Below are 24,876 nucleotides of genomic sequence, written 5' to 3' on the forward strand. Positions count from 1 at the left end.
TACGTTGCCTTGGGAGCGAAGCGGACATCAACTGGCAGGCGCAGCCCGCAGACTCGGTCGAAAATGACCCGAAGCCGAAGTTGGGTGTATGATATCGTTATCATCGCAGAACTTTGGACAGCCATCGCCGAGTTGTCAAAGGACGTGCACGAGGCAGCGTGTCTGGCCACTTCCGATCCGCTAGATGGACCTCGGGGTGCCTTCAGCTCCGCATGAAGCCTTCGCACTCGCCTTCGGCCCATGCGAGCGTGTTTTCCATCGTCTCGCCCTGGTAATAACGCAGGCACATCTTGGTCAGCGTTGCGTGTACGTAAATCTGCTGCGCGATCTTTGGCGGCGCAGGAAAAGCCGCGATCGACAGAGTCTGGTGCTTGTACGGGTTCGGATAGTGATAGAGCGTGCCTTTCGGCGGCTCGGCCTCAGCCCATGCCTTCAACGTTGTCATTTTCTCGTAGGCCGGCAGATCAAAGCCGCCACTCGCGTTCACGAGCTTTTCAATCGATTCAGGCGTTGAGAGATACGTCAGCAGGCTCTTTGCGGCTTCCTTGTTCTTCGAGAAATTCCAAACGCTCCAGAAGAAGGGGAGGTAGGGAGCAAACCGGCCCTTCGGCCCGGATGGGAAGCCGTGAGTCCAGCATTGCGCGGCAACGTCCGGCGCATCACGCTTGGCCACCGCCCAGGCGCTCGGCGGATTCATGATCATCGCGCCCCTGCCGGAAATCAGCCATTTGTTGTTGGAGGCGTCATCCCAGGACGGCACATCGGGCGGCAGGAAGGCGATGAGCTTCTTGTAAAATTCGAGCGCCTGTCGCACCGCGTCGGTCTTGACGGTGAGATTCCCCTTTGCGTCGACGAGCTCAGCTCCGAATGACTGGAAGATGGTGCCGGCCGTATCCACGCTATCGGTGGTCTCGCCGAGACCGATGCCGAATGCGTAGCCGCCTTTTTGGCAAGCTTCCGCCGCCTTCAAGAAGGTGTCCAGCGTCCAGTTCTCGGCCTTGGGAGGCGAGCCCGCAGGATACATCTGCTGCACATCGATATTGGCATATTTCTTCATCAGGTCGATACGCGAGCAGGGACCTTTGATTTGGCTACCGCTGCAGGCGGGAACGGCGAGCCAGTTGCCATCGGCCTGGCCAAGAAATTTGACCGTCTCGTTGACGTCGCCGTTCCGTTTGATGATCGGCTCCATGATGTCGTTGACCGGCTCAAGCAGTTCGGCATACGCGTGCGGCTGCCACGTCGCGGACGCCAGGATGTCGTGGCCGGATTTCGCTTGCGCTTCGGTGGGCATCGTCAGAAGCAGTTTGTTGCCCTGGCTGGTGATGTAGTCGATCTGAACTTCGACTTTCTCCTTTTGCGCCCATTCATTGACGAGATCGGTCGAGGTCTTGTTCGCTCCGGGCACCCAGTGATCCCAGAAGCCGATCGTCAGTTTGCCAGCCGCGTAGGCACCGCGCACATAAGGCGCAGCGACAACTGCCACGGATGTGGCGGCCGTGGCCGCTACGAATTGTCGTCGAGACAGATTTTGTGACATCTGCTACCTCCCTGCTGATCCATTTGCTGGTTTATTTTTGCTCGTTCTGGCCTCCTCTGGCGCCGCGCTAAAAAGGAAGAGCAAACCCGTAGCGATTTGCGTCGCGTACCAAGACAGAATTGGTTGCTAAAACTGCAAGTTATCTCACTTGCGGCCACTCTGCATCGTCGCCTTGCATCACCGCAAGCGATGCAATCCGGCAGTCACGCTGTCCTAACGCCCACCACGCTTTCATCTGGTCCTTTTCAGAGGCGAAAGTCTTGTTGCCCAAATGCAGTGCCTCCGCTCGTGGCCCGAATCTGCCATGACAGACGGGCAGAGCATGTCGGCTCTGCCCGGTTGCTTCGAACAGCTCCTTCAGCTTTTGCTCGTTTCTCGGCAGCTGCCTTCGCACTCCGAAGGATGAGCGGAGCAAGCACCCTGGCGATCCCGTGGGCTTCTACTTCGAGGGCGATCGTTACGCGCGACCGCTTACTGTCAAGTCACGCGCGCGATGTCTCTTCCTGGCCCAAGGCCGACATGCGGCCATCTTGGCTTCAACGTCGCCTTCCGGGGGCAAAGCGGACGCGGCGAATTTGAGACGTCCTAGGAAGGGCCGGTTCAAGGCCGGTTCCAGGCGACTTCAAAATCGTCCCTTGAGGGGGGTGACATTTGAACCTGCGCGAGGTGACATTTGAAATTGCGCGCTACAGTGGGGCCGCAATATCACCGCAAGACTTGACGCACAGACTCCGGGCGCCAGGACCACACGATTTTGCCGTACGCGAGCCGCACCGGTCGTGTGCGCGCGGCCTTCGCTCACGGTTGCCCGCCCTGCGAAGCCATTCGCGCCGATGCTGCCGGCGTCCACCGCCGCCCGGCCCGCGTGTCGTGACGATCGCGATACGCCCCTCTTCCTTGGGCCGGAGTGAGGCAAATATACGACAATTCCGAAATTCGGCAAAGTGGAATATCTTTGCGCCAGCGAGTTGACCCAGCGCTCGCGTGTTTTGCCCGTCGGGCAACACAAGGACTTGTAGCCGGGATGGAGCGGCTGTTTTGCCGGACGTCAGGATGCCCGCCCCAAGCGTGCCTGAAGGAACTCGATGAACCGCTGCGTCTTAGTCGGCAACAGCCGCGTTGCCGTGATGGCGTAGACGGAGACTGGCGATGCCTCCCACTTTGGCAGCACGCGGCGCAGCCGGCCACGCGCCAGATCATCGGATGCGATAGCCTCCGACAATAGCGCAATGCCCTGGTCGTGGATCGCCAGACGGCAGATCATGCCAACGCTGTTGAGCGTGAAGCGGCCCTTCACGGCGACATCGATCTTCTTCGCCCCGGACTGCAGCGTCCAGGACCCTGCCCTCGGCATGCACAAGCACTGGTGACGGATGAGATCGGCAGGTTCTCTCGGCTCCCCGGCATGCTTGAGGTAACCCGGCGAGGCATAGAGGTAACGCGGCACGCGAGCGAGTTGGCGCGCGATCAGGCCGGAATCGGAGAGTTCGCCCATTCGGATCGCCACATCGAACGGCTCGGCCACGAGATCGACCCGTCGCGGAGTGAGGTCCAATTCGAAGCTGATGCCCGGATAGCGCCGGGCAAATTCAGCTAACAGCGGCGTCAAGTAGATAGCGGCGAAATCCACCGGCAGCGAGACACGCAGTACCCCGCTTGGCCGCGCCACCATCTCGCCAAGCTGCTCATGGGCGAGACGCGCCTCTTCGACGATGCGCATCGATCGTTCGAAATAGAGTTGCCCGGCCTCCGTCAGCTCGATCTTTCGTGTCGTGCGGTTGAGGAGCCGCAACCCGATCGCCTTCTCCAGCGCGCCGATCCGGCGCGACAGCGTCGAGTTCGGCACGCCGATCGCCTCGGCGGCCCGGCGAAAACTCCTGGCCTTCGCCACCTCCACGAACAAGGCCATGTCATTGAGGTACTCCATCCCGATTGCTCCAATAATGGATCACTCAATTCAACTATGATACCTTTATCCCATTTTTGATCGTAGCCACAATGCACTCCACAACTGGAGAGCATACTTATGAGCCCGCTATTCACCCCGGTCGGCATCGGCCGCTACACGCTCCGCAACCGTGTCGTCATGGCGCCGATGACCCGCTCCCGCGCCGACGATGCGGGTGTTCCCGGCGATCTCGTTGCGACCTATTATGCGCAACGCGCCGGCGCCGGATTGATCATCAGCGAGGGCGTCTTCCCGACAGCGACGGGCAAGGGCTATGTGCGTACGCCCGGGATCGAGACTGATGCGCAACTGTCCGCGTGGAAGCGCATCACCGACGCCGTGCATGGGAACGGCGGCCGCATCTTCATGCAGCTCATGCATTGCGGCCGCATTTCACATCCATCGATGCAGCCTGGCGGCGAACTCCCCGTCGCGCCCTCCGCAATCAAGGCTGCCGGTCGGGCCTGGACCAACGAGGGACTGAAGGACTTCGTCACACCACGCGCACTGGGTGCGGGCGAGATCGCGGACGTCATCGCAGGCTACGGGCGGGCGACGCGCCGCGCGCTGGCGGCCGGCTTCGACGGCGTCGAACTGCATGGCGCGACCGGCTATTTGCCCGAGCAGTTTCTTTCGTCCGGCAGCAACCACCGCGACGACGCCTATGGCGGCTCGGTGAAGAAACGCGCGCGCTTCGTGCTGGAGGTCCTGGAGGCGATGACGGCTGAGGCAGGCGGCGACCGCGTCGGCATCAAGGTCTCGCCCGAGATGGGCTTCAACGACATCGTCGACGCTACGCCGCAGGAGACCTACGCCTATCTCGTCGACCAGTTGCGCGGCTTCAATCTCGCCTATCTGCACGTCGCTCTGTTCGGCGCCAAGGTCGACTACCACGCGCTGCTGCGGCCGCGCTTTGCGGGTGCCTACCTGCTCGGCGGCGGTCTCGACAAGGCCGCGGCCGAGGCGGCGCTGGAGAGCCGGCGCGCCGACGCGGCGGTGTTCGGCAGCGCCTTCCTTGCCAACCCAGACCTGGTGGACCGCTTCTGGGAGGACGCGTCGCTCAACGCACCCGACAAATCGACTTTCTACAGTCCTGGAGCGCGCGGCTATACAGATTACCCACCCCTGCGCGCCACCGAAAACGCTTAGGGGAAGACCGCAATGGCCTACGAAAAGTTCACCGCCGATAACGCCGCGATGCTGCTGATCGACCATCAGGTCGGCACCATGAGCTGGGTCAGGTCGATCCCGTTCGAGGAGATGAAGCGCAACGCGCTGATGCTCGCCAAGGTCGCCAGCATCTACAAGCTGCCCGTTGTCCTGACCTCAAGCATGGAAGGGCACGCGCAGGGCCCACTCCTCAGCGAGCTTGCCGAGATCCTACCGGAGGCGTTCGCGGCGCGCGTCAAACGCATCGGCATCGTCAACGCCATGGACGATACGAATTTCGCCGCCGCGGTCAGGGCGACCGGACGCAAGAAATTGATCATCGCCGGCGTTACCAATGACGTCTGTACGGTGTTTCCGGCACTCGCCCTCGCCCGCGAAGGTCTTGACGTGCAGGTCGTCGCCGACGCCGGCGGCTCGCCGAGCAAGATCGGCGACGACATGGCCTTGCGCCGGATGGAGCGTGGCGGCATCACTCTCACCGGCACCAACCAAATGGTCGCCGAACTCGTCGGCAACTGGACCACGCCGGAAGGCAGCCAGGTGGTCCAGGTCGTGATGGAGACGTTACAGGCCTGACGCCCCTCACCCCACCTTCAGCGACAGCTCCGTGCCGCCCTTGAGCGGCAGCGTCATCGAGACGAAGCCGTTCTTGGGGTCGCGGATGAAGGCGAGGTAATCGGGCTCGGCGTTGTCGTTCATGACGTAGCCGCCGACGCGCAGCTGCGGCGCGACGATCTCGATCACCTCGCGCGCGAGCGAAGGACTTTCTTCGCGCGGCCAGCCGTCGATCAGGATGAAATCGACGGGCCCGCCGAGATCGCGCAGCGTTTTCCGTGCATCGCCCTCGCGGATCTCGGCATAGTCGGAAAGCCCGGCCTCGGCGAGATTGCGCCTGGCGGTCTCGACCTTGGCCGGAACGATCTCCGAGCCGATCACGGTGCCGCCGCCATTGTCGCGGATTGCCGCCGCGAAATAGAGCGTCGACATGCCGACCGAGGTGGCGAATTCGGCGACGCGCCTGGCACGCAGGCCGCGGCAGAGCAGATAGATCAGCTCGCCCTGCTCGGGATGGATCGAGAAGCCCTGTTCTGCATAGGCGTGAGGGTCGCGGCTGCCGAAGGAGCCGCGCGGCCCGCCGCCGGGCGGACGCTGCCGTGCCGCCTGCATGCGCGCAATGACGGCGTTGACGCGCGGATCCTGGATCGGGCTATGCGATTGAAGGTCCATGATGGTGCTTCCCTGAAGGTTTCGGGATCGACGTTACGAGCGCAGGATCTCTGCGGCGGCGCGGTCCAGGATGCCGGCGATGCGGCGTGCCTCGGCGGCGTCGCAGCCGTGCTTGCTGCGCAGCGCGCGCTTGAGGCCATGGCGGGCGCGGTGCAACTCGTCGGACGCATCCGCATCAAGATCGGTGACGCCGGCAAAGGCCTCGCGCACTTCTTCCATGCGGCCCCCGATCCGCAACAGCGCCTGAAGGATCGCATCCGCCGTGGTGCGGTGCTCGGCGAGATACGCCTCGCCCTGCGCCGTGATGCTGTAGCGCTTGCGTCCGGCATCCTGCTCGACTTGCGCGTGCGCGACCTCTTCGAGATAGGTCAGAGCCGGATAAATCACGCCCGGGCTCGGCGTGTAGAAGCCATCGGAGCGCTCCTCGATGGTCTTGATCAGTTCGTAGCCGTGCGCCGGATTTTCGGCGAGCAGCGCCAGGATGACGAGCTGGAGGTCCTGCGAGGATAGCCGCCGCGCGCCGGGAAAGTCGCCGCCAGGGCCGCGCCCGAAGAAGCCATGCCCACCGCGGCCAAAGCGATGCCGGCCGCCGTGGCGGCCCATGGCAAAGGCGAAGCGGAGCTCCTGGTCATCTCGACCATGTCTATTGTGGTGCTTGTCACGAAACATATCCTATGTCTCCGTTGTTAGATATATCGTAAGATAGGTTTTGAGATATGGAATACAAGGCACAAGTCCGTGATTGTCCGCCGAGGCCCGTTTCACCAGCGAAATCAGCGCACGGGCTTGACACACCTCTGACATACCGCTGGTATGTCAGCTATGTCCACGACCTCCCTGGACCGCGACCGCGCCTACTCCCTGCTCCGCGACCTCGTCATCTCCGGCGAGTTCGCGCCCGACGAGCCGCTGTCCGAACGCAGCCTGTCGACCCGGCTGGCGCTCGGGCGCACACCGATCCGCGAGGCGCTGAAGGCGCTCGCCAAGGACGGCCTGCTCACCATCCATCCGATGCGCGGCACGTTCGTGCGGCAGATGTCATTCGACGACCTGCGCGAGATCCACGAGTTGCGGCTCGCGCTCGAAGGCATGGCGGCCTATCTCGCCGCGGCACGCGGACCGACCGAGCCGCTGCGAAACGTTGCTGAGGAGCTGCGCAGGATCCAGTCCGGTGCGACGCTCGATATCGAGGAAGCGCAGCAGGTCGGCTGGGCCTTCCACGACGAACTCTTTCGCGCGACCGGCAATGGCCGGCTGGCGCAGGCCTACGACAACCTGCGCGCGCAGAGCGGCCTCGCCCTGCAGAAGATGCGGCAATACAGCGTCGAGCGCACGCGCCAGGCCGTCAGCGAGCATCTCGATATCTACGCAGCCGTCGACGCCAACGATCCCAATGCCGCGCAGCAGCGCATGTGGCGGCATCTCTCATCCGCATTCGAAGCGCGCCTCACCGCGCTCGGTGCCATCCGCACGCAATATCCAGGACAAGGAGACCATCACGCATGATCGGACCGCTGTTCAGATTGCCGCTCGTGTTCCAGATGCTGATCGGCCTCGTCCTCGGCCTCGGCGTCGGACTGATCTGGCCGGACTTCGGCGCGAGCCTGCGTCCCATCGGCACCGCCTTCGTCGAGGCAGTGAAGATGATCGTCATCCCGGTCGTGTTCGCCGCGGTCACGCTCGGCCTCTACCGTATGGGCAGCGAGCTGAAAATTCTGGGCCGCATCGCCGCAATCAGCCTCGGCTATTTCTATGTCGCGACCGTGATCTCGATCATGATCGGCCTGCTCCTCAACGCCGCGTTCCATCCCGGCGCCGGCGCGCCGCTGGCCGCGACCGGCAAGGTGCCGCAGAACCTCGCAGTGTCCGTCGACTGGATCAAGTTCTTCATGGACATGATCCCCTCCAACATCGTCGCGGCGATGGCCGAGCAGAAGATTTTGCCGACGCTCGTCTTCGCCATCCTGTTCGGCCTCGCGCTGGCCTCTAGCGGCAAGGTCGGCGAGCCCATGGTCGCCGTGCTCGAAGCGGTGATGGCGGCGATGTTCAAGATCACCCGGTGGATCACGTCACTCGCGCCGATCGCAATCTTCGCGGTGATGGCGTGGCTGTTCGCCACTCAGGGGCTCGCCACCGTGGTCGCGCTCGCAAAGCTTGTCGGCGTCATGTATCTCGGCCTTGCGATCATGGTCGTGATCTTCTGGCTGATGCTGCTCGCGATCGGTGAGAAACCGATCGCCGTCAGCAGAGCGGTGATGGAGCCGATGATCCTGGCCTTCTCCACCCGCTCCTCGGAGGTGACGCTGCCGCTGCACATGGAGAAGCTGCGGGCGATGGGCGCTTCCGAGCGCATCGTCTCGGTGGTGCTGCCGCTCGGCTATGCCTTCAACCGCGACGGCGCCATCATGTATTTCGCGCTCGCCGTGACCTTCCTTGCGGAGGCCTATGGCGTGACGCTGACCTGGTCGACGCTGTTCACCATCGTGATGGTCACGACCATCGCGAGCAAGGGTAGCGCCAATGTTCCCTCCGGCGGACTCGTCGCCATCGCCATGGTGCTGTCGGCGATCGGGCTGCCGATCGAGGCGCTCGCGATCATCGCCGGTGTCGACGCCTTCCTCGACATGGGCCGCACCGCGATCAACGTGTTCGGCAACACCGTTGCCGTGAAGCTGGTCGAGCGGTTTGCCGGCGACGTAGTGGCGGATGAGGCGCAGCCGGCGACGGCGGGCCTGCAAGTGCAGGACGCCTGATGTCTGCGCAAGAGAGCAACTGCGACGACATCGTCGACCTGCGCAGCGACACCGTCACGCTTCCGACCGAGGCGATGCTGGAGCGCATGCAGTGCGCGCCGCTCGGCGACGACGGCCGCGAGGGCGATCCGACGGTCCGCGAGCTCGAGGCCCGCGGCGCCGCGCTGACGGGCAAGGAGGCTGGCCTGTTCGTGCCGAGCGGCACGATGGGCAATCTGCTGGCGATGCTCGCCCATGCCGAGCGCGGCACGGATATCTTCGCCGATGGCTGCGCGCATCTCCTCAATTCCGAGATCGGCAGCGTCGTCACGATCGCGGGGCTCGTGCCCAAACCCATGCCGAGCCACCGCGGCGCGATGGACGAAGCGACGCTCGCAGAGGCGATCCGCGCCTCGGGCCGGCCCGGCATGATCGCGATGGAGACGACGCATAATGGTGCCGGCGGCACGGTGCTGCCCCTCGCCCACATGGCGCGCGTCCATGCGCTCGGGCAGGCGAAGGGCATCGCCGTGCATCTCGACGGCGCGCGCCTGTTCAATGCGTCCGTCGCGCTCGGCGTGCCGACGGCGCGGATCGCCGAACACACCGACAGCGTCATGTTCTGCCTGTCAAAGGGGTTGAGCGCGCCGGTCGGCAGCCTGCTCTGCGGAAGCGAAGCCTTCATCGCGCGGGCGCGCGGCTTCCGAAAGCTCGTCGGCGGCAACATGCGCCAGTCCGGCGTCGTCGCCGCCGCTGGCCTCGTGGCCCTGGAGACCATGATCGAACGCCTGTCCGAGGATCATGCGGCGGCGAAGCGGCTCGCCGCCGGCCTGGCGTGGCTCGATCCCGCGCTCGCCGATCCCGACCAGGCGCAGACCAACATCCTGCGCATCGACGTCTCCGCGAGCCGGAACGACGCAGCCGCATGGGCCGCGGACGTCAAGCAACACGGCATTCTCGTGCAGGCGAGCGGCCGCATGCAGCTCCGGCTCGTCACCCATCGCCACATCGATGACGCCGCGGTGGACCGCACGATTGCCGCTTTCGCGGCGGTCGGCGGCTAGTCGCGCGGCGTTGCAAGCCACATGCGGCGTGGTATCGCTCGGGCCATGACTCCGAGACGCTTTGAAGCCCGCTGCCTGCGCCTGCCCGCCGTCACCAAGGTGGTGCAGTGGGAGGGCACGTCCGTGTTCAAGGTCGGCGGCAAGATGTTCGCGCTGGGCGGCGGCTTTGCCGCGCGCTCGGGCGGCTACATGTTCAAGGTCTCGAACATGGCCTATGCGATGCTGATCGAGCATGGCATCGCGCGGCCGGCGCCTTATCTCGCGCGCGCCAAATGGGTGCAGCTGGTCGGCAACGACGCCCTGCCCGACCCCGAGCTCGCGGCCTATCTCGACCAGGCGCATGCGCTGATCGAAGAAGGTCCGCAAGGAGCTCGGGCTGATCTGACCGTGCGCTCAGCCGCGCCACGTATCACGGCTTCTTCTCGCCGGGCTTGGTGTTGCGCAAGAGATTGTCGCGCAGCCGACTCACCGACTTCTGCACGACCGGAAAGTCTTCGCCGAGGCCGGTGGCCTCGATCAGGGATTCGCCGAGATCCTTGTCGAGCAGCTTTCTCCCTGCGGGCGTGAGGCTCACCCGCACCTGCCGTTCGTCGGCGGGATCGCGTTCGCGGCGGATGTAGCCCGTCTGCTCCAGCTTCTTCAGGATCGGCGTCAGCGTGTTGGATTCCAGGAACAGCTTTTCGCCGAGCGCGCTGACGGTCTGCCCGTCCTCTTCGGCGAGCGCCACCAGGGCGATGTACTGGGTGTAGGTCAGTCCGACCGTGTCCAGGATCGGCTTGTAGGCGCGGCCGAAGGCCAGATTGGCCGAATAGATCGCAAAGCACAGGAAATTCGACAGTTTGCGGTCCGGTTTGGCGGATTTGGCGGGACGGGACACGGGAACCTCCGCAATTCGTGATCTCGCGCCCATATAAATCGCATGCGATTAAATCGGAAGGGCTTGACCGAGGTGTCGGCGCCATTTACTTCAACGCGCACACGATTAGATCGTATACGATATAACTCGATCCTGAAAGGACCCCGTCATGACAACCGCAGCAAAGGTTCTCTTCTCGGGCAAGGCCCACGTCACCTCCGGCTCCGACGGCGCCGCGCGCTCGGCCGACGGCCAGCTCGACATCAAGCTGGCCCAGCCGCACCCGGCCGCCGAAAACCTGTTCGCCGCCGCCTGGTCGGCCTGCTATCTCGGCGCGATCGGCCTCGCCGCCGCCCAGCGCAAGATCAAGCTGCCGACTGAGCCGTCCGTCGACACCGCGATCGATCTGAACAATGCGGGCGGCGCGTTCTTCCTGCGCGCGCGTCTCGATGTGAGCGTCCCCGGCGTCGACCGCGCCGTCGCGCAGGAGTTGATCGAGGCCGCGCACGGCATCTGCCCCTACTCCAAGGCGGTGCACGGCAACATCGAGGTGACCACCACCCTCGTCTGACGCGCAACAGCATCACTGACGCGGACTGGCCGGACCATCGGCCCGGTCCGGCGCGATGCAGCCAACCGGCCGACACAAGGAGCCGACAATGAGCAATTATCTTTTGCGGGCCGCGCGCGTGCTGGCGAGCGCCGCCGTGATCACGATAAACCTTGTCACCCTGTCGGCGGCCGCGCACGCGCAAGCCGCGGGCGTGACGCGGACCGACCTGCAGCGCCACGATCTCAGCGTGCCCGGACGCGAGGCGGTCCAGGTTCGCGTCGACCTCGCCCCTGGCGTCGCATTCAGCCGCCACACCCATCCGGGCGAAGAGATCATCTATGTGCTCGCAGGTGCCATCGAATACGACGTCGAGGGCAAACCGCCGGTGACGCTGAAGGCCGGCGACGTGCTGTTCATTCCGGCCGGAACGGTGCATGCGGCGAAGAATGTCGGCAACGAGACGGCGAGCGAGCTTGCGACCTATATCGTCGCGAAGGACGAGCCGCTCTTGACGCTGGCGAAGTGAGGCCTCCCCGCCCGATTGACCTCCACACGATATCTGACTAAAGTCAGATATATGCTCGACCCCGTCTCCCGCGTCCGCCGCTTCAACCGTGCCGTCACCTCCGCCGTCGGCGCGCTCGACACCTCGTTCCTCGGGCGCGGCCGGCCGCTCGGGGCGGCGCGCGTACTGAACGCGATCGGGCATGGCCGCTCGGATGTCGCCGAGATCCGCGACTATCTCGGCCTCGATTCCGGCCTGATGAGCCGGCTGCTCCGCAGCCTCGAGGACGAAGGGCTGATCGAGACCACGGCGCACGAGGACGATGCGCGCCGCCGTGTCGCGAAGCTGACGCGCGCGGGCCGGCGCGAGTTTGCCGCCTACGAGGCGCTCTCGAACGCACAGGCCGAAGGCTTCCTCGACCGCCATTCGCAAGCCGAGGCGCTGCTGGCGGCAATGGACCTGATCGCCTCTGCGCTGACACGCGACCGCATCTCGCTCGACGAGATGGATCCGCGCAGCGCCGAGGCACGCTACTGCCTCGGCGAGTACTACGCCGAGCTCGGCCGCCGCTTCAAACAGGGCTTTGATGTCACGCTGTCGCGCGATCCCGATGCAGCCGATATGCGCCGCCCACGGGGAACGTTCATCGTCGCGATGTCGGATACGCTGCCGATCGGCTGTGTCGGGCTGAAGGGAACGGATCACGGCTACGCGGAGATCAAGCGTCTGTGGGTTGCGCCCGCAGCGCGCGGGCTGGGCCTCGGCCGGCGCCTGATGCATGCGACGGAAACGGCCGCGCGCGAGCTCGGCATCAAGCTGTTGCGGCTCGACACCAACAGCGCGCTGCCGGAAGCCGGCCAGCTCTACCGCAGGACCGGCTGGAGCGAGATCCCGCGCTTCAACGACGACCCCTACCCCGATCTGTTTTTCGAAAAGCGGCTGTGAGCAAGGCCGAACCCCCTCTTCCCGCGTTATGATCGGAGGCGCAGGAGTTTTGCCATGACGAAGTCCGATCTCGCCGACATTTACCGCGACTACATCGCCTGCCTGAACCGGCAGGATTGGCCGGCGCTCGGACGGTTCGTGCATGATGACGTCGTCCACAACGCGAGGGGGCTCGGGCTGCCCGGCTATCGCGCGATGCTGGAGCGGGATTTTCGCGAGATCCCGGACCTCAATTTCAACATCGCGCTGCTGATATCCGATCCGCCGCGTATCGCCTGCCGGCTGAAATTCGATTGCACGCCAGTTGGTAAGTTTCTGGGGCTCGATGTGAACGGCAGGCGCGTCTCCTTCTGCGAGAACGTGTTCTACGAGTTCCGCGATGGAAAGATTTGGCAGGTCTGGTCGGTTATCGACAAGGCCGCAATCGAGGCCCGGCTTGGGTAGCTCGCATTGGCGCTTAGACTCGTGATTCCGGGACGCGCGACAGCGCGAACCCGGAATCCAGAAGTTGTGACGCGAGATTCCGGGTTCGATGCTCCGCATCGCCCCGGAATGACGGCATCCTCCCTCACGCGGTTGCCGGCGCCGCTTCGGCTTGCGGCTTGGCAAAGGGGCGGAACGTCATCGCCATCAGGAACGCGCCGAGGCCCATCGCCCACGAGCCGATATAGAGCCACGCGTAACTCGAGAAGGCATCGTAGATCAGGCCGCCGGCGAGCGGGCCGGTCGCCATGCCAAGGCTGCCGGCCATCGCCGTGCCGCCGATCACCGTGCCCATCATCCGCAGCGGAAAGTTCTCGCGCGCGAGCACCGCATAGAGCGGCATGGTGCCGGCATAGATGAAGCCGAAGATGGCCCCGACCGCGTAGAATGTCGTGAGCTGACGCGCGAAGACGTAGGCGAGCGCGCCGAACGCCTGCAACAAGAGGCCCGAGACCAGTACGCGCTTGGCGCCGAAGCGATCGCCCATGAGGCCGAAGGCGATGCGGCCGCCCATGCCCGCAAAACCCTCGACGCTGTAGATCGTCACCGCCGCGATCAGCGGGATGCCGCAGCTCACGGCATAGCTGACGGTGTGGATGATCGGGCCGGAATGGGTGGCGCAGCAGAAGAAATTGGTCGCGAGCAGGATGAGGAATTGCGGCGAGCGCAACGCCTCGCCCATCGACATCTCCGCCTGCGGCGCGCCGCCGTCCGACGGCGCGGCCGGCGCATGCGCGAGCGCGGGCGGACGGCGCACCAGCAGCGAAACCGGGATCATGATGGCGCCGACCACCAGCGCCACGATCTGCATCGAGGTGCGCCAGTCGTGGTTGGAGACGAGCCAGGCCGCGAGCGGCGACATCGTCATCGGCGCCATGCCCATACCGGCCGACACCAGCGACACAGCGAGGCTGCGATGGGTGTCGAACCAGCCGGTGACGGTCGCCATCATCGGCGCGAAGATCGCCGCGCAGGAGGCGCCGACCAGAAGGCCGAAGACGAACTGGAACGCGATGAGCGAGGTCGCATGGCTCGCGCCGAACAGGCTCAATGCCAGCACCGTCGATCCCGTCAGCACCACCGGCAGCGGCCCGAACCGATCCGTCGCCGTGCCCCAGGCCATGCTGGTGAAGGCCATCGCCAGAAAGCCGATCGTCATCGCGCTGGAGATTCCGGTCACCGACCAGCCGGTATCCCTGGCGATCGGCTGCAAGAACACCGGCAGCGAAAACATGCCGCCGATTGCGACACAGCCAAGCAAGCCGCCCGCCACGACGATCACCCAGCGATAGATGGAAGGGGTCATTTTGGTCTCCCGTCAGGTCTGTCTGGGTGGAAGACGAATGGGAACGGCGGGGGCCGACATCGGCAATGACCGGACACGACGTTTTTTTGAGGGCGGGTTCCGCGGGGCTCCGGCGAAACCTCTGTACGATATTCCGAATTTCTCATGAAGCGAATTTCGTTGCTGGATCGACGCCCAGGCTTGCGGCTGAAATTAGGTCCGACTTGAGCGCTTTATGCTCCACAACAAAAATATCGAAAACAACCCCATGCAAAGTAGCCGGTGGCTGCCGGCGCCTTGCCCGACCATGTCAGCATGCGATTTGACACGTCGGGCAAAACACCGGCACGATGTCATCATCCAGCCGAACTCAATCTCGCCCCAGACGCCTGCCGATCGCGAGGATAGGCCAGCATGTAGAACGCAGCCACGTGCGTGATCATCAGCAGCGGCACGTAGATGATCGGGATCGCGTAGACGGCGCCCAACTCCCCCGCCAGCGGCGCCAGGCCAAGCTGATTGCCGTGATAGTAGTCGACGAGGATATCGCCTGCCCCGACGAGATTGAACGCAACGACGAGCGGCCAGAACAGTGCGGGCAGTCGCACCGTGACGAACGCAAGCATGGCCAAAAGTCCGGTTGCGAAGTCCGCATAGGCGGCCGTGCTGGCGAAACCGGCGGGCAGATCGTGACCGACCACACCGGGAACCAGGAAGACCAGCCCGAAGAAGCGGAAGCTGTGCAGAGCCGCGATGGCGCGTTGTGCCTCGATGCGGTCGATCGACTTGAGCCAAGGCCACCCATACGTGCTGAAGCAGAGCAGCCATGGCACGTAACCAAGCACGAGATGAATCTGGAAAATGGTTGCCGGTGACATTTTGCGCTCCCTCTCAAGCCTGAATTGGCGCGGCCTCGAACACCGCGGTCAGGATGCCGAGACGGCCTTCCAGGAGGTTTCGCCCGAGGTTGGCGGAGAGCTGGGCGAACTGCGGCCCCATAACCACACCGAGATTTGGCGAAGGCGGCGGCCCGGACGCGCGTAGCTGGGCGATCCAGGCCTTGGCGGCTTCGGTGTCGTCCTGCCAGACGAGCATGCGGAAGCCGGCTGCCTCGATCGCCTCGCGCGTGGCGGCAGCGGACAAGAGGAAACTCGTCGCCGGCGTGCGCGCCCACGGCACCGGATAGAGCGGCTCGCCGCCCCCCATTACGACGTCGAAGGTCGCAAAGCGGCCGCCGATCTTCAGCACACGGCGGATCTCGCGATAGAGCCGCCCCCGGTCCGGGACATTCATGGCCACGTGCTGGAGCCACGCGACGTCGAACCGGCCGTCGTCGAACGGCAGCTCCATCGCGCTTGCCGTCTCAAACGATACGCGCCCGCTTTGACCTGTGCGCGCGGTCAGGTAGCGCGCGGCATGGACAAACGGATCGCTCAGATCGACGCCGATCACTCGGCAGCCGTAGGTCGTCGCGAGAAAACGCGCCGGGCCGCCGACACCCGCACCAACGTCGAGAACCGACATGTCGGCCGCAATTCCAGCGTGCTTCGCAAGGTCGGCGGTCGCCGCAAGGCCGCGGGTGTGGAACTGGTCGAGGGCTGCCAGTTGCTGGGGGGCGAGCGGTTGATCCTCCGGCCCGAGCGCAGCAAGCGCCGCCTTCAGCCGCTCGGTCAGGCCACTCGCCGCATAGTGGTCGCGCACGCCATCAAGGACATCGGTCATTGCAGGACTCCGTGAAAGCTCGACTTCTCGCGGCAGAAATACAGCCGCTTCCGCCAAGCGACTATCCACGATAATGTCGACGGGCTATGAAGCACGACTTCACAATCAGGCAGAGCCCGCTCGACGGCGTGGAGGCCTTCCTCGCCGTTGCCAAGCATCGCAATTTTCGTCGCGCGGCCGCCGAGCTCGCCGTGACCCCGTCGGCGATGAGCCAGGCGGTACGCACGCTCGAGGAGCGCGTCGGTGCGGCGCTGTTCGCCCGCACGACGCGCAGTGTTGGATTGACCGAAGCCGGCGAACGGTTCCTGTCGCGCGCAAAACCCGCCTTCGAGGAGCTCGTCGCCGCGAGCGAGGCCGCGCGCGACCTCGGCCAGCGCCCGGCTGGGTTGCTCCGCCTCGCCGTTCCCCGATCTGTCGTGCCGCTGATCCTCGAGCCGGTGATCGCCGCGTTCTGCCGGGCCTATCCCGAGATCGAGGTGGAGATCGCGGCAAGCGAGGAGATGGTGGATCTCGCCGCGGGCGGCTTCGATGCCGGAATCCGTCTCGGCCAGCTCATCGCGCCGGACATGATCGCGGTGCGGCTGACGCAGCCGTTCCCGTTCATGGTCGTCGGCAGCCCCGATTACTTGCACGGGCGGAAGCGGCCGCAGCGCATCGACGATCTTCGCCAGCACGCCTGCCTGCGCCTGCGTCGCGCCAACGGATCGATCGCGCACTGGCCTTTCGTCGACGGCAACAAGTCCGTCGAGGCCGTCGTGTCAGGGCCGCTCATCGCGCACGACTATTCCACGCTCGTCGGCGCGGCGATCCAGGGCGTCGGACTTGCGCAGGTGCCCGGTCCGCTCGCGAGGGCCCCGATTGCAGATGGCCGGTTGCAGGCACTGTTGACCCCCTTTGCCGTCACCGGGCCAGGCGTCTTTCTGTACTATCCCGGGAAACGTCAGGTCTTGCCAAAACTGCGCGCCTTCATCGAGCACGTCAGATATCGCGGCGCCGATGCACCGCGCGGCGCGATGAGCACTCGGGGATCACGCAAGGCTGATCGCGTAAAGAGCCGTTGATGATCGACCCTGCGCGGGACGAGAGCTCTGCGCATGGTTCCGCGGGGCCGGCTCTTGTTGCACCCCGGACACCCCGCATAAGCTCGGACGGTGAATCTCCGGGACAACACCATGCCAAAAATCGACATCGCTGCCGTGCCGGCCCGCAAAGGCTCCGGCTATCCGGCGCCCTTCAACGCCCCTTGCGCCGAGCGCATTCGCAAACGGCTCGGCAATGCCGGCGGACTGACAGACTTCGGTATCAACCTCATGCGCCTGCCGCCAGGCAACTGGTCGAGCCAGCGCCACTGGCATTCGCACGAAGACGAGTTCGTCTATGTGCTGGAGGGCGAACTGACGCTCATCGAGGACGACGGCGAGACCGTGCTGCGCGCCGGCGATTGCGCCGCCTTCCCGAAAGGCAGCGGCAACGGCCATCACATGATCAACAGGTCGGATACGACTGCAGTCTATCTCGAAGTCGGCTCACGCTCGCCCGACGACCTCATCACCTGCTCCGACATCGACATGATGAGCCCGGCGTCCGACGGCCGGTTCGTGCACAAGGACGGCACGCCGTATGCGGACGGCTGATGCACGCTTGCGGTCGCGACAGGTCTCGCAAAGAGGCGGATCCGTCCGACGGATTTTGCACAGCCGCGCCTAGGCTCGACTAGGATGCGGACTCATTAAGGCGCAGCCATAGCCTGATTGACGCGAGTTGAACGAAGGCAAGGTAGTTGGCAGCAAGCCTATCATAGCGCGTCGCCACCCGACGACATTGTTTGATCCTGTTGAAGAACCGCTCGACCCGGTTGCGAGCGCGGTAGAGATAGGGGCTGAAGCAGATCGGATCGCTGCGGTTGCTTTTCGGCGGGATGTTGGCCCACGCGCCCTTCTTCATGGCAAGCTCCCTGATCCAGTCCGCGTCATAGCCACGGTCGGCAAGCAGCATTGACCCGGATTTCAGACGAGACAGCAGTTGTCCGGCAAGTCGAACGTCATGGGCCGCACCGGGGCTCAGCGCCAGCCGCACCGGCAGACCATTGCTATCGACCACCGCATGGATTTTGCTCGTCAAGCCGCCGCGGGACCTTCCCATCGATTGGCGCTGGTTCCTTGTGATGCGGGATCCGTGCTGATGCACGCGGACAATGGAGGTGTCGATCATCTGGACAGCGGCATCATTGGCAGCGGCAAGTGCGTCTATGATGCGGCCCCAGACACCGACCCGTCGCCAGCGGACCAACCGGTTGTAGCAAGTGGTGTATGGGCCAAACGCCGCTGGTAGATCACGCCAGGGTGCTCCTGATCGGAGGACCCAGAAGATGCCATTGAGGACACGTCGGTCGTTCACCCGAGGAACGCCACGCGGCTTGTTCGGCAGCATCGGCCTTATGGCAGTCCATTCATAGTCGGCGAGTTCGTAGCGCATGATTTGAGCCCCCAGTTTGGGAGTTTGAATCACGGGAGTCCGGCCAAACGCAACGCTTCTGGCTCGGCCCCGGTTCGGCGCTTACGGGCAGAAGCGGACATCAACCTCCCGACAATCCCTGATGAATCCGTCCAAAATGACCCCAAGGCGACATTGCGTCCCGTTTCTGTCGGCCGGCAATGGCGCGGTTCACAACAGTTGACTGCCATGTCCCTGCGCCCGCTGGCAGGATCGAGTTGGCGTGGTCTTCGGCCAGTATAGCCGCATGACCAGATAGATCCGGCCTTTCGGAGCGGGTAGCCAGTTGGCTTCCGTCACGCGATCTCTTTGGAGCGGTCACGTCTGCAGGTGGCCGATCGCGACAACGCTGCAGGTAACGCGATAAAGCTGAACTCGTGTGAATCGCGGAGTCGGGCCGGCTGCAGGACGGCGTGACCCTTTTTCGCAAAAGTCTCGCTCGCAAAAGTCCCGGCGGTCGACCCGAAACGCTGCCTCTACGGCTGCCGATGTGCGGCGTATTACCTCGGGGGCTGCATGTTTATTGCGGACCCCTTATGCGATATGCTCCCTGCCTCAAGCCAGCTGCACATGCATCCGCCACGGCACGGCGTACGGAGCATAGCTATGGCCGAAGTCATCTCACTCAAAAAAGCTGCGCTTGTTCCTGGCAATAGAACGGGTTCGAGCCGTGCGCGTCGTGCATGAAGTAGCCTCTGCAAATTGCGGCCGTCGTGGCTTGAAGACCGCCGCTCGGCAGGAGGTGCCAATGACCCGCGTCAAAATGAGTCCAGTCCTGGAAACGGCTCTTTTATGCGCAGCCCTTGTGGCCGCTGTGCCTGCAGCTGCGGGAGAACAAATGACAGAAAAGAAGGGGACAACACCTTACGTGACACACTTCATTTTTCGCCCGATCATGAGCATTGACATCCCGGGACTTGGCACTGCCACCAACCTGGAAGCCGTCGGGACCACGCAAAATATGAAGGGAGAAAAGATGCTCGACAAGATGTCGGCACGTTGCGCAGCGCTGAGCGTCGCATCAGGCGATAAGAAATACATCGATGGCGCTTGCGTGCTGGCCGACAGCGACGGTGACAAAATCTTCTCGACGTTTGATACGCGCGACGTCGACAAAACGCAGCCAGACATGAAGTGCGGCACGCATATTATTACCGGCGGCACCGGCAAGTACAAAGGCATAACAGGCACCGAGCCATTTGCATGCATAGCGATGCCGGCTCTCGCTGGCCCAGGCGATTATACCGCAATGGATATCCCGCATAACACCGCGTGGGAGATCAAGTGATCGGCTTCATCGGATGAGGCGCGCTTCGTCCTTGTCCTTGCGGGCGTGTCGGCATTCAAAACCGATACGCTCGCGGGCACGGCGAGTGCACAATCTCAGCACGGCACGGCCGGGGCGCTGGGCCTCGATATGCCTTCGGTGCCGCTGCTGATGAGGTGGTCGAATGTTTCGACTAATGTTGCGGCGCATGGGTCCGGAATTGGCCCATCGCGACATTTGCTGCGGTTGCACAAAGGCGGTCGGTGTCGGGGCGAACCGGACATCGACGAAGATTTATGAGTACGCGTCCTAGTTCGCCAGTCCCTGCACACCGATCCAGTCGTTGATCAGCCTGGCGATGTCGTCCGAGTTGCGGTCCATCATCAACATGTGGGTGTTGCCCCTGATCCCCATCCTGGGCAGCTCGAAGGTATCGACCTTGCCGCCCGCAGCGGCGATCGCCTGCCCCCATTTGGTCGGATTGACGACGAGCTTCGACCAGACCGGGACGCGGTCGATGAAATCGCCCCACACGATCAGATGCGGCACGCCCTTGAGTCGGGTTGCGTCGGCCTTCGCGGGATCCGGCGCGCCCGACGGCTCGATGGCGATCAGCGCCTTCACCTTGTCGGGCGCATTGAGCGCGGCCGTGAAGCCGAAATTACCGCCCTGGCTGTGGACCAGGATGATGCACGGGCACACCTTCTGCACCAGGGCGTCGTAGGCCTTCTGCGTGGCCGCATCGTTGGTCGCCCAGCGCGGAATGCCCTGCTTGGCGAACTTGTCGAACGCCTCGACCGGAAACTGCTCCCCGTCGAATGCTTCGCGTTTGCCGCCGACTTCATAGCTGGGCCCGATGCGGAACAGCTCCCAGGCCTCTTTCTTGGGCCGGAAGAACGGCTCGCTCTTGAATATCTCCGGATAGCGCGCCCAGGAGGCGCGGCCGCGTTCGACCGCATCCGAGACGTAGACGTCATAGCCCGCATTGAGGAAGAACTGCTGCCAGCCCGGCTTGCCGTCGGGCTTGGTCTCCCACGTCACGCCCGAAAGCCCGCCGCCATGCCAGAGCAGCAGCGGCAATTTCGACTTCGGCGCTGCCTGCTTGACGAACTGGACGTACATCTGCTCGACCTCGAACTCGCCGTTCGGATCGACCTTGATCGGCGGCGCGCCGGGCGAGAACACGATCTCCTTCGAGGGCAGCCCGCTCAGCGTTTCCGTGTGTCCGCCGACATGGAAGCTGCCGACCTCCTTGACCAGATAGTCGGCCGCGGCCGGCGTTGCCGCAGTGATCGTCGCTGCCAGGGCGATCGCGATAGTGCGCATGAAGTTTTTCCTCCGCTGTCGATGCTTGTTGTTGCTCGCATTGTTAGGCCACGCGCCGATGCAGAGCAAATTCGGACGCAGCTTCCAGCAAAAATGTCGAAAACAACCCAATGCACAGTAGCCGCCCCTGCGGGATCAATGACTTACGATGCGAGCAAATTACGATGCCAAGCCACGATTTGACTCGTCGGGCAAAACACCGGCATCATGTCATGATCCCGCCAACACGATCGCATCAGCCTAACTGAGCCCACTTGGCGCGCTGACGCCATTCGCTCACGGTCAGCCATACCGCCGAGACCAGGAAGTAGATCGCGCCGACCGCAGCATAGCCTGTGACGTTCGCGATCGACGGAGCCGCGGGCATCGTGGCTTGAACGATGAAGAAGCCGCCTGCGAGCGCTGACTGGCCACCGCTGAGCACCATGGCCCACTGCGCGCCAAAACTCCTCCAGCGCCGGATTGCCGTTCCGAGTTGGAGCAATCCGGACAGGATCGCCCAGGCACCGAAGACTCCGAGCACCCGGTTCATGCTCATCTGCAAGGCAAGAAGGACCGCGACAGTGGTCGCAAGGCTGACCAGGACGTTCAGAGCCTGCGTGCGATTTTGATTCAAGCCGCCGCTGCGCAACGCGTCCACGAAGTTGGCCGTGGCGTCCCATGCGGGATAGAGGACGAGCAAGGCGCCGGCGATCACCGGAGACGATGACCCGACAGCAAATGCAGCAACGACCCAGGCGACGGAGAACGCCGCCCGGATGAAGTAGTATTGCTTCAGCCACCGCTCGCGATCGGCAAGAACGAGATCCAATTGATAATGCGCCACTGCACTGCCTCCTTTACCTACTAGTTGGTAGTCTTCACAACGAGACTGCTTTCACCCCGGCCTGCCTGCGGGGTGTCGTAATCGTCTGGCCGATGTTTTTCAGTGCTTGGTGGACAGCCGATCCAGAAGCGGCTCGATGATCACACCGAATATTTTGGGATCGCCATAGGCGCGCGCCGACAGCATCGCGCCGTGAATGGTCGCCATGAATCCTTCAGCCTCGATCCGCGGCGTGCAGGAGAGTTTTAGCCGCCCCTTCCGCTTGCCACGCTCCATCACCGACGTCAGCCAGGACGCGAGCGAGCGGAAGTGCGCGCGGACTTCAAGCGCCACTTCCTCCGGCAAGATCGGAAGCTCGCTGGCAAGCAGCGCACAGACGCAGAAGGGAGCCGTCGCGTCCGAGATGCACGCCTCCCAGTACCCGACGTAGCTTTTGAGCTGTTCGCGGGGGTCCGGGATATTGCGCTCGAGTGCCGCCAGTCCCGCCTCCGCTTCCTCCCGATATCGCGACACGAGGGTGCGGACCAGATCGACCTTGCTGGCGAAATGGTGGTGGATGCTCGGCTTGCGTATGCCGACGACTTCGGCAACGTCGGCGTAGCTGAAGCCGTTATAGCCGCCCGCGATGATCAATGTGCGTGCGCATGCCAGAATGTCGTCGGCAGTCGAGGAAATGTTGGTCATGGCGGACTAACTACCTTCCAGTTGGTAGGCACGTCAAGAACGGGATGCTTCAAGCATCCGTGAGTGGTAGGAGCCTGCATGACCATTCGCCCCCTCGTCCGCTACCCCGACCGGCGGCTCGCGATGCCGGCCCGCCCCGTCACCGCCTTCGACGACGCCTTGTGCGAGCTCGCAGCGGACCTGCTCGAAACGATGCGCGCCGCGCCCGGCATCGGCATCACGGCGCCGCATATCGGCGTGCCCTTGCGCATCGTCGTGCTCGAGCTCGACGACAGGGACGGCCCGCAGACCTATGTCAATCCGGAGATCGAATGGGCCTCGCCCGAGATGATCCTGCACCGCGAAGGCAGCGTCTCGATGCCCGGTGTCAACGACGAGGTCCAGCGCCACGCGCGCGTGCGGATCAGTTATCAGGACCTCGACGGCAACATGCAGACGGAAGACTCCGGCGGCCTGCGCGCCGTTTGCCACCAGCACGAGATCGATCAGCTCAACGGGATGTTCTGGATCCAGCGGCTGTCGCGGCTGAAGCGGGAGCGGCTGGTCAAGCGGTTTGAGAAGATGTCGCGGGGGTGAAGGACTCAGCGCTTTCGCGTACGTGCCTTGCCGTATGATGCGAGGAACGTGCGCACGCCGGCTGCAGCGTGACGTCGGAGTTCCGCCGGCTTGGGAATCGCCTCGTCACCGAGCAGCATGGCCCGATTCAACGGCTCGGCCATGATCAACCAGTTGAACTGGGAGGCGGCGACAGCCGGATCATCGATCGCCAGCAGGCCACGATCGGCCAAACGCTCGAACAGCGATGCGATCGCCGCCATCGCGCGCCTCGGTCCATCATCAAACAGAGTCTTCGCCAATTCGGGGAAGCGGCCGACCTCGCCAATCACCAGACGGCGGAGCTGCATGACGCGCGGCGTGAGCACGACTGTGAGCTGTCGGTACGCATAGCGCTCAAGATATTCGGGCAAATCTTCGCCCTTGGCGATGTCCGGCATCTCATTGTGGACCTTGTCCCCGGCCCGTGTGCTCACGCTGCTTACGATCTCCACGAACAGCGCCTCCTTGCCCGGAAAATTCTTGTAGACGGTCTGCTTCGACACCGCCGCCAGTGCCGCGATCTCATCCATATTCGTGGCGAGATAGCCCTTCTGCAGAAAAATCTCTGTTGCTGCATCGATGATCGCGCGCCGCTTTCGCGCCGAGCGGCCCTGATTTTCGGACTCCTTCGAAGCACCCGCTGATGGCGTGGCCATACCCTTCCTGCTCGTTGACTTACAGTACTGGACAGTCTAGTTTGATTTGGGTCGACATGCAATGTGGGGATCGATGATGCACGTCCAGTTTGCCGAGCTTCCGGTGTTTGATCAGGAGCGAGCCAAAGCGTTCTATGTCGCGCATTTCGACTGCCGCACTGTTGCCGATCAGCCCATGGGAAAAGACCGGTGGCGATGGATCGAACTCAAATTTGCAGACGCCGAAACGACGCTGCATTTCGTCAGGCGCAAGGATGACGTGCCATCCGCTGAACCGGGCCTCGTTCTGGTGGATGCAAATGTCGAGGCGACGGTCGAGAAACTCAAGACGCGCGGCGTGGAAATCGTCACCGAACCAATGCAGGCTCGCTGGCAACCCGGGCGCACTGTCGCGGAGTTTCGCGACAGCGAGGGCAACCGCATGGTGATCGCCAGCAGATGACCCCCTCACCCACCATGTTCGCAACATGCGCCTGCGGCAGCGTCGAACTGAAAGCGTTCGGCCGGCCGATCGTAAGCGCCGTCTGCTACTGCGACGACTGCCAGAAGGGAGCCGAGCAGATCGAAGCTTTGCCAAATGCCGGCGCCGTGCGCGATCCCGATGGCGGCACGGCCTATATCCTCTATCGAAAAGACCGCTTCGAGTGCTCCAAGGGAGCCGAGTTGCTGAGGCGTTACAAGCTCAAGGAAAGTTCGCCGACAAACAGGGTTGTCGCCACATGCTGCAATTCGGCGGTGTTCGTGGATTTCGATAGAGGTCCGCACTGGGTCTCAGCCTACAGAGCGCGATTTCACGGAAAACTTCCGCCCCTGCAGGCGCGGATCTGCACAAAGTTCAAACCGGATGGCGTCGTGCTTTCCGACGACGTGCCGAGCTATCGAAGCTATCCTCCAGGCTTCATCGTCAAGCTTCTCGCATCGCGCATCGCGATGTCGCTGGGTAGATAGACTCGCAGGATTGGGGAGAGACTTGTCCGCCGCAGCTCGACGAGCTACG

At 63.6% G+C, this 24,876-nt stretch carries 28 protein-coding genes and 2 pseudogenes; 16 read left to right on the top strand and 14 right to left on the bottom strand.

Annotated elements, in window-relative coordinates; genetic code table 11:
• Positions 1–202 precede the first annotated feature (202 nt).
• Positions 203–1,540: an ABC transporter substrate-binding protein gene (locus tag AYJ54_RS16355; protein ID WP_063700067.1), complete on the bottom strand. Its 1,338-nt coding sequence runs from the start codon at positions 1,538–1,540 to the stop codon at positions 203–205.
• A gap of 1,048 nt (positions 1,541–2,588) precedes the next feature.
• Positions 2,589–3,467, bottom strand: a complete 879-nt coding sequence (locus AYJ54_RS16360) for a LysR family transcriptional regulator (protein WP_063700069.1) — start codon at positions 3,465–3,467, stop codon at positions 2,589–2,591.
• A gap of 99 nt (positions 3,468–3,566) precedes the next feature.
• On the opposite strand from AYJ54_RS16360, the gene AYJ54_RS16365 reads away from it, so the two are divergent.
• Together AYJ54_RS16365 and AYJ54_RS16370 are read left to right on the top strand one after the other, a co-directional pair.
• Positions 3,567–4,637 carry an alkene reductase gene (locus AYJ54_RS16365; protein WP_063700071.1) on the top strand — a complete coding sequence of 357 codons (1,071 nt, stop codon included), beginning with the start codon at positions 3,567–3,569 and terminating at the stop codon, positions 4,635–4,637.
• A gap of 12 nt (positions 4,638–4,649) precedes the next feature.
• Positions 4,650–5,234: an isochorismatase family protein gene (locus tag AYJ54_RS16370; protein WP_063700073.1), complete on the top strand. Its 585-nt coding sequence runs from the start codon at positions 4,650–4,652 to the stop codon at positions 5,232–5,234.
• 6 nt (positions 5,235–5,240) lie between these two features.
• Here AYJ54_RS16370 and AYJ54_RS16375 read toward each other — a convergent pair whose 3' ends face one another.
• Complete coding sequence (locus tag AYJ54_RS16375; RefSeq protein WP_063700075.1) at positions 5,241–5,885, bottom strand: O-methyltransferase; 645 nt, start codon at positions 5,883–5,885, stop codon at positions 5,241–5,243.
• A gap of 33 nt (positions 5,886–5,918) precedes the next feature.
• On the bottom strand, positions 5,919–6,554 hold the full coding sequence (locus AYJ54_RS16380) for a PadR family transcriptional regulator (RefSeq protein WP_063700077.1): 636 nt from the start codon (positions 6,552–6,554) through the stop codon (positions 5,919–5,921).
• 153 nt (positions 6,555–6,707) lie between these two features.
• Here AYJ54_RS16380 and AYJ54_RS16385 point away from each other — a divergent pair, with 153 nt between their 5' ends.
• The 4 genes and pseudogenes from AYJ54_RS16385 to AYJ54_RS47205 all read left to right on the top strand — a co-directional run.
• Positions 6,708–7,391: a GntR family transcriptional regulator gene (locus AYJ54_RS16385; protein ID WP_245329034.1), complete on the top strand. Its 684-nt coding sequence runs from the start codon at positions 6,708–6,710 to the stop codon at positions 7,389–7,391.
• The gene (locus AYJ54_RS16390; protein WP_063700081.1) at positions 7,388–8,638 is read left to right on the top strand and encodes a dicarboxylate/amino acid:cation symporter; all 1,251 of its coding nucleotides are present in this window, start codon (positions 7,388–7,390) and stop codon (positions 8,636–8,638) included. Before AYJ54_RS16385 ends, AYJ54_RS16390 begins: the two co-directional genes overlap by 4 nt.
• A complete protein-coding gene (locus tag AYJ54_RS16395; RefSeq protein ID WP_063700083.1) occupies positions 8,638–9,681 on the top strand; it encodes a threonine aldolase family protein in 1,044 nt (347 codons plus the stop codon). Before AYJ54_RS16390 ends, AYJ54_RS16395 begins: the two co-directional genes overlap by 1 nt.
• A gap of 45 nt (positions 9,682–9,726) precedes the next feature.
• A pseudogene (locus tag AYJ54_RS47205) lies at positions 9,727–10,032 on the top strand (MmcQ/YjbR family DNA-binding protein); the annotation flags it as partial.
• Positions 10,033–10,090: 58 nt separating this feature from the next.
• Here the strand turns inward: AYJ54_RS47205 and AYJ54_RS16400 are convergent.
• Positions 10,091–10,591, bottom strand: coding sequence for a MarR family winged helix-turn-helix transcriptional regulator (locus AYJ54_RS16400; protein WP_201724201.1), 501 nt, complete (start codon positions 10,589–10,591; stop codon positions 10,091–10,093).
• Positions 10,592–10,706: 115 nt separating this feature from the next.
• Between AYJ54_RS16400 and AYJ54_RS16405 the strand changes: the two genes are divergently transcribed.
• The 4 genes from AYJ54_RS16405 (at position 10,707) to AYJ54_RS16420 (ending at position 12,984) form a co-directional block, all read left to right on the top strand.
• On the top strand, positions 10,707–11,108 hold the full coding sequence (locus AYJ54_RS16405) for an Ohr family peroxiredoxin (protein ID WP_063700087.1): 402 nt from the start codon (positions 10,707–10,709) through the stop codon (positions 11,106–11,108).
• An 88-nt stretch (positions 11,109–11,196) separates the two neighbouring features.
• The gene (locus AYJ54_RS16410) at positions 11,197–11,616 is read left to right on the top strand and encodes a cupin domain-containing protein (RefSeq protein WP_082905689.1); all 420 of its coding nucleotides are present in this window, start codon (positions 11,197–11,199) and stop codon (positions 11,614–11,616) included.
• Positions 11,617–11,667: 51 nt separating this feature from the next.
• On the top strand, positions 11,668–12,540 hold the full coding sequence (locus AYJ54_RS16415; protein ID WP_063700089.1) for a bifunctional helix-turn-helix transcriptional regulator/GNAT family N-acetyltransferase: 873 nt from the start codon (positions 11,668–11,670) through the stop codon (positions 12,538–12,540).
• Between the two features lie 54 nt (positions 12,541–12,594).
• Positions 12,595–12,984, top strand: a complete 390-nt coding sequence (locus AYJ54_RS16420; protein ID WP_063700091.1) for an ester cyclase — start codon at positions 12,595–12,597, stop codon at positions 12,982–12,984.
• A gap of 124 nt (positions 12,985–13,108) precedes the next feature.
• Here AYJ54_RS16420 and AYJ54_RS16425 read toward each other — a convergent pair whose 3' ends face one another.
• From AYJ54_RS16425 to AYJ54_RS16435, 3 genes are all read right to left on the bottom strand, one after another.
• Positions 13,109–14,329, bottom strand: a complete 1,221-nt coding sequence (locus tag AYJ54_RS16425; protein WP_063700093.1) for an MFS transporter — start codon at positions 14,327–14,329, stop codon at positions 13,109–13,111.
• A gap of 335 nt (positions 14,330–14,664) precedes the next feature.
• Positions 14,665–15,186: a hypothetical protein gene (locus tag AYJ54_RS16430; RefSeq protein WP_063700095.1), complete on the bottom strand. Its 522-nt coding sequence runs from the start codon at positions 15,184–15,186 to the stop codon at positions 14,665–14,667.
• A gap of 13 nt (positions 15,187–15,199) precedes the next feature.
• A complete protein-coding gene (locus AYJ54_RS16435) occupies positions 15,200–16,030 on the bottom strand; it encodes a class I SAM-dependent methyltransferase (protein WP_063700097.1) in 831 nt (276 codons plus the stop codon).
• An 86-nt stretch (positions 16,031–16,116) separates the two neighbouring features.
• Here AYJ54_RS16435 and AYJ54_RS16440 point away from each other — a divergent pair, with 86 nt between their 5' ends.
• Both AYJ54_RS16440 and AYJ54_RS16445 read left to right on the top strand, forming a co-directional pair.
• Positions 16,117–17,091 (top strand): LysR family transcriptional regulator, encoded by a 975-nt coding sequence (locus tag AYJ54_RS16440; protein WP_063700100.1) that lies wholly within the window; start codon positions 16,117–16,119, stop codon positions 17,089–17,091.
• Between the two features lie 111 nt (positions 17,092–17,202).
• A complete protein-coding gene (locus tag AYJ54_RS16445) occupies positions 17,203–17,664 on the top strand; it encodes a cupin domain-containing protein (protein WP_063700526.1) in 462 nt (153 codons plus the stop codon).
• A 79-nt stretch (positions 17,665–17,743) separates the two neighbouring features.
• Here the strand turns inward: AYJ54_RS16445 and AYJ54_RS47210 are convergent, their stop codons facing one another.
• Entirely contained in the window at positions 17,744–18,505 is a 762-nt protein-coding gene (locus tag AYJ54_RS47210) for an IS5 family transposase (protein ID WP_082905679.1), read from the bottom strand.
• 184 nt (positions 18,506–18,689) lie between these two features.
• Positions 18,690–18,817, bottom strand: a pseudogene (locus AYJ54_RS52375) (DUF1254 domain-containing protein); the annotation flags it as partial.
• A gap of 454 nt (positions 18,818–19,271) precedes the next feature.
• Here AYJ54_RS52375 and AYJ54_RS16455 point away from each other — a divergent pair.
• A complete protein-coding gene (locus AYJ54_RS16455) occupies positions 19,272–19,811 on the top strand; it encodes a hypothetical protein (protein WP_063700530.1) in 540 nt (179 codons plus the stop codon).
• A gap of 288 nt (positions 19,812–20,099) precedes the next feature.
• Here the strand turns inward: AYJ54_RS16455 and AYJ54_RS16460 are convergent, their stop codons facing one another.
• The 3 genes from AYJ54_RS16460 to AYJ54_RS16470 all read right to left on the bottom strand — a co-directional run bounded on the left by AYJ54_RS16460 (position 20,100) and on the right by AYJ54_RS16470 (position 22,626).
• A complete protein-coding gene (locus AYJ54_RS16460) occupies positions 20,100–21,116 on the bottom strand; it encodes an alpha/beta hydrolase (RefSeq protein WP_063700532.1) in 1,017 nt (338 codons plus the stop codon).
• Positions 21,117–21,351: 235 nt separating this feature from the next.
• On the bottom strand, positions 21,352–21,942 hold the full coding sequence (locus AYJ54_RS16465) for a hypothetical protein (protein ID WP_063700101.1): 591 nt from the start codon (positions 21,940–21,942) through the stop codon (positions 21,352–21,354).
• Positions 21,943–22,041: 99 nt separating this feature from the next.
• Positions 22,042–22,626 carry a TetR/AcrR family transcriptional regulator gene (locus AYJ54_RS16470; RefSeq protein ID WP_063700103.1) on the bottom strand — a complete coding sequence of 195 codons (585 nt, stop codon included), beginning with the start codon at positions 22,624–22,626 and terminating at the stop codon, positions 22,042–22,044.
• Between the two features lie 78 nt (positions 22,627–22,704).
• On the opposite strand from AYJ54_RS16470, the gene AYJ54_RS16475 reads away from it, so the two are divergent.
• Complete coding sequence (locus tag AYJ54_RS16475) at positions 22,705–23,202, top strand: peptide deformylase (protein WP_063700105.1); 498 nt, start codon at positions 22,705–22,707, stop codon at positions 23,200–23,202.
• A 5-nt stretch (positions 23,203–23,207) separates the two neighbouring features.
• On the opposite strand, the gene AYJ54_RS16480 is transcribed toward AYJ54_RS16475, so the two are convergent.
• Positions 23,208–23,879 carry a TetR/AcrR family transcriptional regulator gene (locus tag AYJ54_RS16480; RefSeq protein WP_063700107.1) on the bottom strand — a complete coding sequence of 224 codons (672 nt, stop codon included), beginning with the start codon at positions 23,877–23,879 and terminating at the stop codon, positions 23,208–23,210.
• Between the two features lie 76 nt (positions 23,880–23,955).
• Here AYJ54_RS16480 and AYJ54_RS16485 point away from each other — a divergent pair, with 76 nt between their 5' ends.
• Positions 23,956–24,321 carry a VOC family protein gene (locus AYJ54_RS16485; protein WP_063700534.1) on the top strand — a complete coding sequence of 122 codons (366 nt, stop codon included), beginning with the start codon at positions 23,956–23,958 and terminating at the stop codon, positions 24,319–24,321.
• A complete protein-coding gene (locus AYJ54_RS16490; protein ID WP_063700110.1) occupies positions 24,318–24,827 on the top strand; it encodes a GFA family protein in 510 nt (169 codons plus the stop codon). The genes AYJ54_RS16485 and AYJ54_RS16490 overlap by 4 nt, the downstream gene beginning before the upstream one ends.
• The last annotated feature ends 49 nt before the right edge of the window (positions 24,828–24,876 follow it).

It is taken from the genome of Bradyrhizobium centrolobii, assembly GCF_001641635.1.
Lineage (GTDB): Bacteria > Pseudomonadota > Alphaproteobacteria > Rhizobiales > Xanthobacteraceae > Bradyrhizobium > Bradyrhizobium centrolobii.

Bases quoted from the DNA above. Each gene is read 5' to 3' on its own strand.
- AYJ54_RS16365 (WP_063700071.1), top strand. From the start codon at position 3,567: ATGAGCCCGCTATTCACCCCGGTCGGCATCGGCCGCTACACGCTCCGC.
- AYJ54_RS16430 (WP_063700095.1), bottom strand. From the start codon at position 15,186: ATGTCACCGGCAACCATTTTCCAGATTCATCTCGTGCTTGGTTACGTG.
- AYJ54_RS16445 (WP_063700526.1), top strand. From the start codon at position 17,203: ATGCCAAAAATCGACATCGCTGCCGTGCCGGCCCGCAAAGGCTCCGGC.
- AYJ54_RS16400 (WP_201724201.1), bottom strand. From the start codon at position 10,591: ATGGGCGCGAGATCACGAATTGCGGAGGTTCCCGTGTCCCGTCCCGCC.
- AYJ54_RS16405 (WP_063700087.1), top strand. From the start codon at position 10,707: ATGACAACCGCAGCAAAGGTTCTCTTCTCGGGCAAGGCCCACGTCACC.
- AYJ54_RS16435 (WP_063700097.1), bottom strand. From the start codon at position 16,030: ATGACCGATGTCCTTGATGGCGTGCGCGACCACTATGCGGCGAGTGGC.
- AYJ54_RS16360 (WP_063700069.1), bottom strand. From the start codon at position 3,467: ATGGAGTACCTCAATGACATGGCCTTGTTCGTGGAGGTGGCGAAGGCC.
- AYJ54_RS16385 (WP_245329034.1), top strand. From the start codon at position 6,708: ATGTCCACGACCTCCCTGGACCGCGACCGCGCCTACTCCCTGCTCCGC.
- AYJ54_RS16475 (WP_063700105.1), top strand. From the start codon at position 22,705: ATGACCATTCGCCCCCTCGTCCGCTACCCCGACCGGCGGCTCGCGATG.
- AYJ54_RS16355 (WP_063700067.1), bottom strand. From the start codon at position 1,540: ATGTCACAAAATCTGTCTCGACGACAATTCGTAGCGGCCACGGCCGCC.
- AYJ54_RS16470 (WP_063700103.1), bottom strand. From the start codon at position 22,626: ATGACCAACATTTCCTCGACTGCCGACGACATTCTGGCATGCGCACGC.
- AYJ54_RS16380 (WP_063700077.1), bottom strand. From the start codon at position 6,554: ATGTTTCGTGACAAGCACCACAATAGACATGGTCGAGATGACCAGGAG.
- AYJ54_RS16375 (WP_063700075.1), bottom strand. From the start codon at position 5,885: ATGGACCTTCAATCGCATAGCCCGATCCAGGATCCGCGCGTCAACGCC.
- AYJ54_RS16415 (WP_063700089.1), top strand. From the start codon at position 11,668: ATGCTCGACCCCGTCTCCCGCGTCCGCCGCTTCAACCGTGCCGTCACC.
- AYJ54_RS16410 (WP_082905689.1), top strand. From the start codon at position 11,197: ATGAGCAATTATCTTTTGCGGGCCGCGCGCGTGCTGGCGAGCGCCGCC.
- AYJ54_RS16420 (WP_063700091.1), top strand. From the start codon at position 12,595: ATGACGAAGTCCGATCTCGCCGACATTTACCGCGACTACATCGCCTGC.
- AYJ54_RS16490 (WP_063700110.1), top strand. From the start codon at position 24,318: ATGACCCCCTCACCCACCATGTTCGCAACATGCGCCTGCGGCAGCGTC.
- AYJ54_RS16390 (WP_063700081.1), top strand. From the start codon at position 7,388: ATGATCGGACCGCTGTTCAGATTGCCGCTCGTGTTCCAGATGCTGATC.
- AYJ54_RS16395 (WP_063700083.1), top strand. From the start codon at position 8,638: ATGTCTGCGCAAGAGAGCAACTGCGACGACATCGTCGACCTGCGCAGC.
- AYJ54_RS16460 (WP_063700532.1), bottom strand. From the start codon at position 21,116: ATGCGCACTATCGCGATCGCCCTGGCAGCGACGATCACTGCGGCAACG.
- AYJ54_RS16480 (WP_063700107.1), bottom strand. From the start codon at position 23,879: ATGGCCACGCCATCAGCGGGTGCTTCGAAGGAGTCCGAAAATCAGGGC.
- AYJ54_RS47210 (WP_082905679.1), bottom strand. From the start codon at position 18,505: ATGCGCTACGAACTCGCCGACTATGAATGGACTGCCATAAGGCCGATG.
- AYJ54_RS16485 (WP_063700534.1), top strand. From the start codon at position 23,956: ATGCACGTCCAGTTTGCCGAGCTTCCGGTGTTTGATCAGGAGCGAGCC.
- AYJ54_RS16455 (WP_063700530.1), top strand. From the start codon at position 19,272: ATGACCCGCGTCAAAATGAGTCCAGTCCTGGAAACGGCTCTTTTATGC.
- AYJ54_RS16425 (WP_063700093.1), bottom strand. From the start codon at position 14,329: ATGACCCCTTCCATCTATCGCTGGGTGATCGTCGTGGCGGGCGGCTTG.
- AYJ54_RS16440 (WP_063700100.1), top strand. From the start codon at position 16,117: ATGAAGCACGACTTCACAATCAGGCAGAGCCCGCTCGACGGCGTGGAG.
- AYJ54_RS16370 (WP_063700073.1), top strand. From the start codon at position 4,650: ATGGCCTACGAAAAGTTCACCGCCGATAACGCCGCGATGCTGCTGATC.